The organism is Chryseobacterium sp. AG844, assembly GCF_003182335.1.
Lineage (GTDB): Bacteria > Bacteroidota > Bacteroidia > Flavobacteriales > Weeksellaceae > Chryseobacterium > Chryseobacterium cupriresistens.
The window spans coordinates 216,926-229,556 of the sequence record NZ_QGTV01000001.1; the positions used below are offsets into that span (position 1 = coordinate 216,926).

Consider the following 12,631-nt stretch of genomic DNA (forward strand, 5'->3'; position numbering starts at 1 on the left):
GATGGGAAGGTTTTTTTATAAATACTATATTTGTCATTTAGTACTTTTCCTTTCCAATTGTTTAAAAGTTTGTTGAGATTTATTTTTTTGTATTGTCATTGCCATTAGAAAATAAATTATAAGTTACAGCAAAGAAAATAGCTGGTTTATACATTTCAGAATAGGAAACATCTAAATAATTAGGATTAATAAAATTATCATTAGCATCTAAATTATTTCTATTAAGTTTTTTTACATTTACAAAAGAAAGGCCTCCTGTAAAAACAAGTCTGTTCTTTTCTAAAAATGCAACAGAAGGTCCAGCATAAAAATTGAGTTTAGCATCCGTATTAATACTAATTCCCGATGAAATACCAAACATTGCCGTTTTTCCAAAATCCCAAAATACATGAGCTAAAACTCCAACTGCATGTGTAATACTATTTTTTTCATTTTCGTAAACACCACTACTTTTACCATCACTACTATATTTTAAAAGATAATTATCATCTCCTATAAAACTTAACATATAACCAGTACTGAAATTAACTTTTACTCCACCAAATGTTGTAATTTTTATAGGCTCAAATTTCTCTAACTCTTTATTATCTTTTCCTAAAAGAACAGGAGTTATCACTATTTCATCATCTGTTAATTGAGTTGCCTTAGTAAAAGTAACAAAATCATCATTTTTTATAGTTTCATATGTTTTTCTCCCCACAAACGCTTTATTTATTATTTCATTTTTTTTCTTTTCTTCATTAACTATATCGATAATTTTTTTTGCAGAGTTCATTTCTTCTTCAAACATAACATTAGTAGAACTTACCTTTACATCATTAATTTTTGCTTTAGAACCATTAACACTAATTGTACCTAACAAAGAAATATTATCGGTTCTTGAATTAACATCTTTATAAAGTTTTTTCAATTCCACATATGATTTCTGTAATTCCAATATGTCTTTTTCTATAGGAGTATCTATTTCATATGTGTTTTCATATATTTTTTTTGCAAGAGCTTTAACTGAATCAACATTCTTTATAAAGTTATTATCTCCAAGTAATTCAACCAAAATATTATTTAGATTTGCTTTTCTCTCTATATTGGATGCTTTTTCTATTAAAACCTGATATTCAGCAATAAAATCTTCCTTAGGATTAAAAGAACTTGAAGCAGGATTTCTTCCTTTATTCTTATTTTCTTCACTTTTCTCTTCATTTCCTATAAAACTATCACTTATCGACTTTGGAATTTCAAATTGAAAATTTTCACCTTTAGCTTCTATATTACTACCTATTACTTTTAAAGGATTAACATTACTAATAACAAATTTTATAGTACTTCCTTTTTTTAATTTAAATCCAGCAGGATAAGTATCCTTATTAAACGGTTTAATAAATATTTCTAGAGAATTTCCATTTTTTTCGGTAGAAGAAACCGAACAATTTTGTCCAAAAGCCATCCCCACCCAACCGAGCAGAAACAGTAATACGATTTTTGTTTTCATGATTTTTATTTTTCTGGTTAAGTTTTTTTGAATTTTAGAATTAGTTTATCATTGTAGAAAAACGAAATATTTTTATAATTGAGTTTTCATGGTTATTAGTTTTGTTTTACACAAAGTTTCAAATTATATAAGCACAAGTAAATTACCCGTTTGTGGTATTTTTCATGAAAGTTTTCCTGGATAGCTGACAAATCTCACCAAAATATTTCAGCATAAAACTTGTACTTTTATAGGGAAAGGAATGAAACATGATACAACCGCGTTTTAAAGATGCCCCCCATTTCAGGAACTTTTGGGAAAATGGCAATGGAAAGCAGCTTATAGAATTTTCCGGGGCAGAAGTGAGTTTTGAGCATTTTGAAAAATTTGCTCCCTATTTTCATCATACGGATCAGATCGGTGACGAGGTGGTAAAAGATGTTTATTTCACTAAAAAATTTCATGAAGCTTCCAGAGAAATTGAACATTACATCAGAAATGGAGTTTCGGAAGCTGATGATGTCCCTGAAAGTGTAAAAAAAATGTTCAGCCAAACTCAAAAAATTCCTCAATGGCTGGATTATAACCTGCTCAAAAGCGGTGCTGAACTCTGCATGAGAAGCAATCTTGATTCATTAATTTCATTGAGGGATTATTGTCTGATTGGTGGTTATGATTATGCCTACCTCAACAAACCTTTAATTGTTACTGAAGCTTTGAAAAAAGGGGCGGTGAAGCGTCTTTCTGAAACCTTGGATTTTTGGGTGAATGCTACCCGGTACAACGCACTGGAAATCCATGCAAAAGGATATGAATTTGCCATAAAAACCCGTTTGATACATTCCTATGCAAGGCTTTCCATTAAAAAACATTATAAAGACTGGGATACCGAAAACTGGGGAGAGCCCATCAATTCCTGGGATATGATGGCAACGTATATTGGTTTCAGTCTGGTGTTTCTCCATAGCCTTACAAAGCTGGGAAATCGTTTTTCTGTTGAAGAAGAACAGGGAATTTTCCATCTTTGGAAATACGTGGGTTACCTTTTGGGAATTCCGGAGCAGCTTCTTCCTGATGATAAGAAACAGGCAACGGAATATTTTTATTTATGGACTTCCGTTCAGCCCCCTTCGGATAAAGATTCTGTTCTTCTGGCTCATTCTCTTTTGGATGAATCATTGGAAAATCCTATTTTAAAATTTGAGTTCCAGAGAAAAAATTTAAGATATCTGCACATCTGCTGTACCTGGTTTCTTTTAGATGACGAAGTGTGTAAAAGATTACAAATTCCGGAAGTTCCTTACAGAAACCTGTTTCCAAAATCGAAAATACTTTTCAACACAATTTATGACAGCCTTGTAAGCCGTAATGCCAGAATACAAAGAGGAAACAAAGATCAGATGAAAGTGCTGGAAGATTATCTTGCCATCACTAAAAATTCAAATTTCCATTAAAATTAATTGTTGGAACTCGCAAAAGCGCAAAAATTTCAAGACATTGCAAAAGTTTTTTAGGACGCAAGAAAAATCGAAGATTTTCAGCACGGAATATATAATTTCAAGGAAAATTCTTGCAATCAACCAGATGATACAGGTTTTCATTAATATCTGCGTTATCTGCAAAATCAGCGTGGGGTAAAAAATACATATACTACTCAATTTTATCGGAGATAAAATCCTTGCGCCTTAAAGCATAATCTATATTAAAAGAATGGCGCCTTTGCAATTTCCAGCAAAAAAAACTCATCTTAATAAAGTAATAAGCATAAAAAAAATACTTTAGATACAGCATTCCGCATCTGCTTCGTTATGAATGAGATCAGTAATAAAATTTTATCATTTTTTAACTCTTAAAACAGCTTTCAGAAACAAATAATATTAGCTTTTGATCTATAAATTATGTATTTTTGAGAAATTATTTTAATAGAGATGAGTAACATTGATGATAAGAAAAAAGCACTCGCTTTAGTGCTTGACAAGCTAGATAAAACATATGGAAAGGGAACGGTAATGACTTTAGGTGATGAATCTATAGACAATACGATAGAGGTCATTCCTTCCGGTTCTTTAGGTTTGGATATTGCCCTAGGGATAGGCGGATATCCAAAAGGAAGAATCATTGAAATATATGGTCCTGAATCTTCAGGTAAAACAACGTTGACCCTTCACGCCATTGCTGAAGCTCAAAAAGCAGGCGGTATTGCAGCATTCATTGATGCAGAGCACGCTTTCGACAGAACGTATGCTGCAAAATTAGGAATTGATCTTGAAAACCTGATCATTTCTCAGCCTGACAACGGTGAGCAGGCTTTAGAGATTGCAGATAATTTGATCCGTTCAGGAGCAATTGATATCGTTGTTATTGACTCTGTAGCCGCTCTTACACCAAAAGCAGAAATCGAAGGTGAAATGGGAGATTCCAAAATGGGTCTTCATGCAAGATTAATGTCTCAGGCATTAAGAAAGCTTACCGCTACGATTTCAAGAACAAAATGTACCGTGATTTTCATCAACCAGTTGAGAGAAAAGATCGGTGTTATGTTCGGGAACCCTGAAACCACTACCGGAGGTAATGCACTGAAGTTTTACGCTTCTGTAAGAATTGATATCAGAAAAGCAAGTGCTCCTATCAAACAAGGTGATGAAGCAATCGGTAGCCGTGTGAAAGTGAAGATTGTGAAAAACAAAGTAGCACCTCCATTCAAGCAGGCAGAATTCGACATCATGTATGGTGAAGGTGTTTCTAAAGTAGGAGAAATTCTTGATACCGCTGTAGATATGGGAATTGTGAAGAAAAGCGGATCATGGTTCAGCTACGAAGAGACCAAATTGGGTCAGGGACGTGATGCTGTAAAAGATGTTTTAAGAGACAATCCGGATCTTGCTGAAGAATTGGAAGCTAAGATCAAGGAAGAAATGAAAAACAAATAATTTTTCATAAAAATATAGAAAAGGCAGTCTTCGGATTGCCTTTTTCTGTTTTTAAAATAAAGATTTTTCTAACGCAAAGGTTTCATCTGTATGCTGTAATATTTTTAAGGAGCAAAGAGCTGAATCAATTTCATTGATTCTTACTAAGCAAATGCATCATTTACCACAAAGCTCCATCAACGATGCGTTTAAATAAATGAAGGGTCAGAAAATAAAAAAGAGGTCATTCCGTAGAACAACCTCTTTGAGATTTTATATTTTTTTAAAATTATTCAGCAATTTTACCCTGCAGCTGAAGTGCTCCGGTCACTTTCATTCCTTTTGTAAGCGTTTCCATTCTCATGTTCTCTTTGTTCACAAAAGCATCAATGGTGAAGAAATCTTCATTCTCTTCATTCGTGATCAATTTCAACTTCAAAATATATCCTTTAACACTTCTATCTTCAAGCAATTCTGTTTCTTTAAAGTCTACTACCTGACCAATAAAATCGAAACATGCATAATTAGGCAGGTCCTGACTTGGTGCATAGGTAGTAAAATCCTCACTCATTTTGGTTCCATCCGGTAAATCAGTATTGGTTTGAACATCAAGAATGAAAACAATTCCGCTGACATTCACCTTCAGATGAGGCTGAGTCATGTAGGTATTTCTGTTTTCAGCATAATCTGTTGCAAAAAACCAAACACCAAAAGTATCTCTGGCAGGTCCTGCTACAATTGCCTGTAAATTCAATGCATTTTCCCATTCTCTGATTGATCTGGTTTCAAAATCCAGGGTATAATCCGTTTTTACTTCCGGAATTATAGTACTCAATTCATCTGTAACAATGGTTTTGAATCTTACATCTTCAAATTCGGTTTTATTTCTGGCCTCTCCTGTCGGATCAGAAACGGTGGACTGCATTAAAACTGTGCTAAGATACTGCCCGTAATCTTTAGTCTGAAAGTTCTGGTGTCCAAAAACGCCACTCCATGTATTCACAAGGTTATGAACATTGGATTTTCTGATAATTATCCCAGCTTCATTAGTGGTTTCAGGAGTCGTGATTCCTACTGTATTCTGGAAATAATTTTGTCCCTCAATCAACTGATGATTCATAATCGCATTATTTTCTTCATGAGAAAACTCTGCAAAACCTTTATACGTAATATTCTGGTTTTCGAAAATATAAGGCAATCCTGTTTTCTTCTTTTCATCACCGGCAAAGTGGTAAGCAAGTGAAATTCCCTTAAATTCCCCTTCCTGAATAGCCGGAGTGTGATTACCGTTATGATCAAACTGAGAATGATATAGTATCATATAAGATTTAATCTTACCTTCCTGAAGCTCACTTTCAAACTTTTCTTCCATCTGTGCAATCGCCTGTTGTGGAGAAAGTGCATAAGCATCTTCAGTAACCATATACGCAAAACCCTCTACCTCACCATTTTCTTTTTCAAAAGCAGAAAGCGGTGTATACTCACCTCTTAGCTGAAGGGCTATAGAATACACGATATAATCATTATAAATCCTGATTTTTTCATATTCTTCATTTACTTTCGGCTCTTCTGCCAGCTGCGAAGGAACTTCCGGTATTGTTTCCACAACTTCTTCCACCACTTGCTCTACTACTTTTTCTTCCGGCATTTTCATTTCCTGAACCGGAGTACTTACATTTTCCTGACTGTTATTTTTTTTCTTAAAAAAATCAAAGATTCCCATACTGTTATTTATAATTGGCGGTAAATATAATAAAAGTGCTCAACAGGCTCATCATAAAAAAAATGCCATTGTGTCAGTGTGCTCTTTATTGTTTTTATAATAAAAAATTCCGGCGGAGCCTTTGGCTCCGCCGGAATTCTGTTAATTAGGTTTATCATCTGTCAGTTCAAATCCCCAATCCTTTCCTTTTTGGGTTGCCGGGATTCCTTTTGTCATCCAGACCGGAGCTTTAGCACCTTTAAGATAATAATCAAAAAACTGCTGTTCGCGGATTTGAATATCTTTTCTGTTCTGACGTTTCAGAAGGTTATGATCATCTCCATTATAATTCAGAAGCCATACCGGTTTTCCGAGACGGCGTAGTGCGGTAAACATTTCAATCCCCTGATACCATGGCACAGCTCCATCTTTATCATTACTCATAATAACTACCGGAGTTTGTACTTTATCAATGCTAAAAAGCGGTGAATTTTTAATATAAAGATCCGGTGCTTCCCACAAGTTTTTCCCCAATCTGCTTTGTGATTTCTCATACTGAAACTGTCTGTTCATTCCTGAAGTCCATCGGATTCCTCCATAGGCAGACGTCATGTTGACAACGGGTGCTCCACTCCATGCAGCTGCATACATATTGGTATGAGCAATAAGATAAGCAACCTGATAACCTCCCCAGCTTTGTCCCTGAATTCCTATTTTTGCACCGTCTACCCATGCATTTTGCTTTAACTTTTCAACTCCGGAATTAATATATTCCATGGCAGATTCTCCCGGGAAACCATCTGTATAAGAAATATCAGGAGTGAAAACAAGATATCCGTTGCTCACAAAATAAGAAATATTTAATCTTGAAGGTGTTGGAGCTGGTGCAACATACCGGTTTAAATTATCCGAAAGTTTTTCGTAGAAATAAACAATCATCGGATATTTTTTATTCGGATCAAAGTTTTCCGGTTTGTATAGCACTCCTGTAGAAGTATTTCCTTTTGGTGTTGTCCAGTTTACCAATTCGTTTGTTCCCCAGTTATATTGATTTTGCTGCAGATTGGTATTGCTCAGTTTTTGTTGTTCTGAAAAATCTGATGTTGCAAAAATATTGGGAGAAGCCGTGTATGATTCTTTTATCAGAATATACTGTTCAGCATTTTTTGCTTTTTGAAGGGTTCTGTATCCCCATACATTTTCCATCTGAATTTTTACCGGATCAGCGTTTGACTGAACAGATGTCTTAAAAATTCCGTTGGCCTTGGATGTATTGTCAAATGCGGATAAATAAATGACTGATTTTCTGTTTAAGCTTTTAATATCCTTATCCAGATCATAGGTATCAAATGTTATTTTATGCTTACGCCCATATCCATTGGTCATATTTCTTGGCTTTTTTGAACTGTTCAGAAAAAATTCCCAAAGATCGTAACGGTCTCTGATAATTACAGATTCATCATTATCTGTCCAGGATGCAATACCATAAGAATTTGGAAAATCCGGCATATCAAATTCCTCATCTACAAAAGAAACAGGTAAGCCTGTACTGAGCGGAAGGGTTTGTTTTGTCTTCACATTATAGCTCAGCCATTTCCCTTTTTCTCTGTCAAAGATCACAACAAATTTTCCCAGCGGAGATACAGCCGCTGCTCCATTCAGGTTTTTAATAATTTCGGTTCTCTCTCCCGTTTTATTGTCAATCAGAAAATAGGTTTTCTTTGTTGCACCTTCCCATTGTGAAGAAATCCTGTTATTGATACTGGTAATTCCCAGCGCAAATTCTGCATTTCCTTCGTTCACCAGTCGTAAAGTATCCAAATCTTCTCCGTCAATATTGGTAAAGAAATCCGGTTTTCCCGTTTGCATTACTGCAGCGTAGGATTTTTTCAGATCATTCTTCAATTCTTTTAGCTGTACCGTTTGCAGATAATCGTCCTTATAATTCCAGATATCCACAACGGCATGATCATTTGCAATCATTGCCGTATCTTTTGCAACAGGCTTTGGAGCAACACCGAAATACAACTGTTTCCCATTTTTACTGAACAGCGGCAACCGGTTTTCGGAAATTACCCAGTTTCTCTTCATCTGTGCATTCTCATTGGTAACAATTGCTTTTTTGTTTCCTTTAAAGTTAAAGTAATATAGCTGATACAATTTCACCAGATCATTCTGTGCAGAAGAAGTTCCTACATAAGCCAGCTGATTTCCTTCTTCGTCAAAAGACAATTGTGAAAAGTCTCCCTCCATTTCAGAAATTTTATTGATGGTTCCTTTTTGCAGATCAACTACCTGCACGGTTTGAAACGCATATTTCTTAGGTTTAGACTTGTCTGTATCTTTTTTATCCGAAGATTTTTCATCTGTTGAATCCTTTCCTTCTTTTTTATCTTTCTTTTCGTCCGGCTTCTTAGTCACAAAAACAAGCTGCTTCCCATTTTTGCTGAACTCATAGCGTATGACATTATCATATGTTGTACTTTTTCCATCCAAAAGGTTTTTCACCACAAGCTGTAATGGTTTTACATTTTTTTCTTCCTCTTTATTTTCTTCCCCGTCTTCTTTGTCGGAAGCATCATCAGAAGATTTATCTTTTATATTTTCCAGAAGATAAGCAACGTAAGAACCTGCTTTTTCAGGAATTTTAAATGATTTTACATTCGGAATTTTCTCTGTTTTATCATTAAAAAAATCAACAATGGCAAGGCTGTCTTTTGTTAATTTATTTTTCTTCAGTTTTTTATCTTTTACCGCTTTTATATCTTTATACTGCGGTCGGATCTGAAAAACAGCAAACCTGGAATCATTGGTAAAATCCACTTTTGCCGTTCTTGCAAACTTCTTTGTTGTCTTATTTTTAACGGAATATAAAGAAAGGTCAGAATTTCCTTCCTGAGCATCTAACGAATAGGCAATCCACTTTCCATCATTTGAGATTTTTCTTGATCCGATATTTTGCCAGCTGTCGTAAACAGAATGGTCTAAAGGCTTCTTCTGCCCATATACCCAGAAGGTCATGATGAGCAGCATAAAAACTGTACATTTCAACTTCATTTTTAAAATATTTTAAGATTTAAAAGTAAGGCATTTCTTTGACAAATCCATATAACAATACCTTTTCAATTTGAAAAAATGACATTCTGTCACTTTCTCCTGCATGGTATTTTTTTTGAGAAAGAATTTTAAATTAAAAATCTAAAATATGATGACTAAAGGAAATATTAATGTATCTGTGGAAAACATTTTCCCGCTTATTAAAAAATTTCTTTACAGTGACCACGAAATATTCCTAAGAGAATTGATCTCCAATGCAACGGATGCTACTTTAAAATTAAAACACCTGACAAGCATTGGTGAGGCAAAAGTGGAATATGGAAATCCCAAGCTTGAAGTTAAAATTGATAAAGACCAGAAAACGTTACGCATCATCGACCAGGGAATTGGTATGACCGGCGAAGAAGTTGAAAAATATATCAACCAAGTTGCTTTTTCAGGCGCTGAAGAGTTTTTGGAAAAATATAAGGATTCTGCAAAAGATTCCGGCATTATCGGACATTTCGGTCTTGGATTCTACTCTGCTTTCATGGTGGCTGAAAAGGTGGAAATCCTTACAAAATCTTATAAAGATGAGCCGGCAGTACGTTGGGTCTGTGACGGAAGCCCGGAATTCACGCTTGAAGAAACTACTGATAAAACAGACAGAGGAACGGAAATAATCCTTCATATTGCTGAAGATTCCGTAGAGTTTCTGGAAGAAGCAAAAATCCGTGAGCTGCTATTAAAGTATAACAAATTTATGCCTGTTCCGATTAAATTCGGGACAAAAACACATACACTTCCTTTACCGGAAGATGCTCCTGAAGATGCTGTGGCTGAAACAGAAGAGGTAGACAATATCATCAACAATCCGGTTCCGGCATGGACCATCGCTCCAAGTGAACTGACCAATGAGGATTATATGAAGTTCTATCATGAACTGTACCCAATGCAGTTTGAAGAACCGTTATTCAACATCCACCTGAATGTTGATTATCCTTTCAACCTTACCGGAATTTTATTCTTCCCGAAACTGAGCAATAATCTGAATATTGATAAGGATAAAATTCAATTATATCAAAACCAGGTATTTGTAACAGATGAAGTAAAAGGAATCGTTCCGGACTTCCTGATGTTATTAAGAGGTGTAATTGATTCTCCGGATATCCCATTGAACGTTTCCCGTTCTTATCTTCAGGCAGACGGTGCTGTAAAGAAAATTTCATCGTATATCACGAAAAAAGTTGCCGACAAAATGGCTTCTCTGATTAACGAAAACCGTGAAGATTATGAAAAAAAATGGAATGATATCAAGGTTGTAATCGAATACGGAATCATTACTGAAGAAAAATTTGCTGAAAAAGCAGACAAATTCACTTTATATCCTACAACAGACGGTAAATATTTCCTGTGGGATGAACTGGTAGAGAAAATCAAGCCAATACAAACTGATAAAGACAACAAACTGGTTGTTCTGTATGCTACCAATGCTGATGAGCAGCACAGCTATATCCAGTCTGCAAAAGATAAAGGATATGAAGTTCTGTTATTGGATTCTCCTATCATTTCACACGTGATCCAGAAACTGGAAACTTCAAAAGAAAATATTTCGTTTGCAAGAGTAGATGCTGATCATGTTAATAACCTTATCAAAAAAGACGAGCCGGTAATTTCAAAATTGAATGAAACGGAAAAAGAATCATTGAAAAAGAATGTAGAAGAAGCTATTCAGGATTCTAAATTTACGGTACAGCTTGAAGATCTTGACAGCAATGATGCTCCGTTCACTATTACCCAGCCTGAATTCATGAGAAGAATGAAGGAAATGCAGGCTACAGGCGGAGGCGGTATGTTCGGAATGGGAGGTTTCCCGGAGATGTATAATCTTGTGGTGAACTCCAACAGTGAGCTTTCCAGCCAGATCTTAAAGACTGAGAATGCTGAAGAAAAAGAAAGCTTAATCAAATATGCTCTTGATCTTGCCAAGCTTTCACAAAACTTACTGAAAGGAAAAGACCTGACAGATTTTATACAGAGAAGCTATAAGCAGCTTGAAAAATAATTTACAAGAGACTGTTTCATTTTGAAGCAGTCTTTTTTGTTTAAAAAGTATAAATTGTAAATAGATAATCCAAACCTTACAGTTTTTAGAAACCTGTAAGGTTTAAATCTTTAATCACATATTCTTTGATCAAATCAGAATTGATTCTGAAAGCAAAGTTTCAACAATTAAACCAGATAACCCTTCTGTTTTTAAATTTAGTTTCATTTTATCTTTAATTTTATTCTTTAGCACCTATTTTTTTCTACTTTTTATTGTATAGCTTCTGCTTTTTTGCCATTTTTGTATAAAATGTAGGTCATGCAAAAAGAAAAATTACGTCTCATCAGAAAGCAAAAAGGTTATACTCAACAACAGGTAGCTGATTTTATCGCAACAGATGTATCTAATTACAGCAGAAAAGAAAGCGGTGATGTGAGGATCGTAAAAGATGAGTGGGATAAACTTGCCCGTTTTCTGGATGTACCCATTGAGGACATTTATGAAGAAGAGGAAGCTACAGTAGTTGTTAATAATGATCATCCTGTATTTAATGATAGATCTGCAGGAGTTATCAGTAACCAAAATAATTATGATAATATCCCTGGCGACATCATTAAAAACCTTCAAAACTATATTGCTCTATTAAAAGAGGAGAACGAAAAGCTGAAAGAAGAACTAAAAGATCTCCCAAGAGGAAGAAAATAATACGGTTTCAAACTGTAGAAAATATTGATGTCACTTCATATTAATGTATGGAGTGACATTTTTTTATAATGAGATTAAATTTCATCAAATTACAATTCCTCCAATGGATCCCAGAACAGTTTTTTGAAATTCTTTATTCTGAGGTTTTCAACAATGATTCCTTCTGCTTCCAGCTTTGGCTGAAATTCGGGGACAGATAATACTCCTGAGCTTGAAATCACGCGGTGCGCAGGAACATCTTTCGGACATCCTCCCATCGCTTTTCCTACATGTCTGGAATGATTAGGATAACCAACAGCTTTTGCTATGGCGCCGTAAGTAGATACTCTTCCTTTGGGAATAAGTCTTGCCACTTCGTATACCTGTTGTTTGAAAATTTCGTCCATATCAAAATGATTATTTTAAGTCGGTTCTCTTTTTTGCATCATTTTTGAACTCTTTTCATCTCAATGATGTTTCATTAAAAGATAAAGATATGAAAAAATCATTTTTCAGGCTGTTGAATGCCGTTAATAAAAAAGTTCTTCCGAAATTGAGTAAGAAAGATCCTAATCATCTCACTAAGATAGAAAAGGGAATTCTGGCCTACAGATACTTTGTGCTGGTGAATTCTTTGGATTGATTTTTTATTTTCCTGCAGATCGCGCAGATTTTCACAAATGTTTATGTGTATTTTTGGGAAAATGCAAAGGCGCAAGATATTTTAATACTATGTGTGGTAAGGCGCAAGGATTTTATCTCCGATAAAATTTCATACGACATAG

At 34.9% G+C, this 12,631-nt stretch carries 9 protein-coding genes; 5 read left to right on the forward strand and 4 right to left on the reverse strand.

Annotated elements, in window-relative coordinates; translation table 11 throughout:
- Positions 1-79: 79 nt before the first annotated feature.
- A complete protein-coding gene (locus DEU40_RS00935; protein ID WP_110008111.1) occupies positions 80-1,489 on the reverse strand; it encodes a hypothetical protein in 1,410 nt (469 codons plus the stop codon).
- A 248-nt stretch (positions 1,490-1,737) separates the two neighbouring features.
- Here DEU40_RS00935 and DEU40_RS00940 point away from each other — a divergent pair, with 248 nt between their 5' ends.
- Both DEU40_RS00940 and recA read left to right on the forward strand, forming a co-directional pair.
- Positions 1,738-2,922, forward strand: coding sequence for an oxygenase MpaB family protein (locus DEU40_RS00940; RefSeq protein ID WP_110008112.1), 1,185 nt, complete (start codon positions 1,738-1,740; stop codon positions 2,920-2,922).
- 474 nt (positions 2,923-3,396) lie between these two features.
- Entirely contained in the window at positions 3,397-4,398 is a 1,002-nt protein-coding gene (gene recA, locus DEU40_RS00945; RefSeq protein ID WP_062676286.1) for a recombinase RecA, read from the forward strand.
- Between the two features lie 268 nt (positions 4,399-4,666).
- Here the strand turns inward: recA and DEU40_RS00950 are convergent, their stop codons facing one another.
- The gene (locus DEU40_RS00950) at positions 4,667-6,100 is read right to left on the reverse strand and encodes a hypothetical protein (RefSeq protein WP_110008113.1); all 1,434 of its coding nucleotides are present in this window, start codon (positions 6,098-6,100) and stop codon (positions 4,667-4,669) included.
- 141 nt (positions 6,101-6,241) lie between these two features.
- Complete coding sequence (locus DEU40_RS00955; protein ID WP_110008114.1) at positions 6,242-9,136, reverse strand: alpha/beta hydrolase family protein; 2,895 nt, start codon at positions 9,134-9,136, stop codon at positions 6,242-6,244.
- 151 nt (positions 9,137-9,287) lie between these two features.
- On the opposite strand from DEU40_RS00955, the gene htpG reads away from it, so the two are divergent.
- Both htpG and DEU40_RS00965 read left to right on the forward strand, forming a co-directional pair.
- Positions 9,288-11,180 (forward strand): molecular chaperone HtpG, encoded by a 1,893-nt coding sequence (gene htpG, locus DEU40_RS00960; RefSeq protein WP_110008115.1) that lies wholly within the window; start codon positions 9,288-9,290, stop codon positions 11,178-11,180.
- Between the two features lie 300 nt (positions 11,181-11,480).
- Positions 11,481-11,867, forward strand: a complete 387-nt coding sequence (locus DEU40_RS00965; protein ID WP_110008116.1) for a helix-turn-helix transcriptional regulator — start codon at positions 11,481-11,483, stop codon at positions 11,865-11,867.
- Between the two features lie 89 nt (positions 11,868-11,956).
- Here the strand turns inward: DEU40_RS00965 and DEU40_RS00970 are convergent, their stop codons facing one another.
- Positions 11,957-12,253, reverse strand: coding sequence for an MGMT family protein (locus tag DEU40_RS00970; RefSeq protein ID WP_110008117.1), 297 nt, complete (start codon positions 12,251-12,253; stop codon positions 11,957-11,959).
- An 89-nt stretch (positions 12,254-12,342) separates the two neighbouring features.
- Here DEU40_RS00970 and DEU40_RS22265 point away from each other — a divergent pair, with 89 nt between their 5' ends.
- Entirely contained in the window at positions 12,343-12,489 is a 147-nt protein-coding gene (locus DEU40_RS22265) for a hypothetical protein (RefSeq protein ID WP_165791608.1), read from the forward strand.
- Positions 12,490-12,631 lie beyond the last annotated feature (142 nt).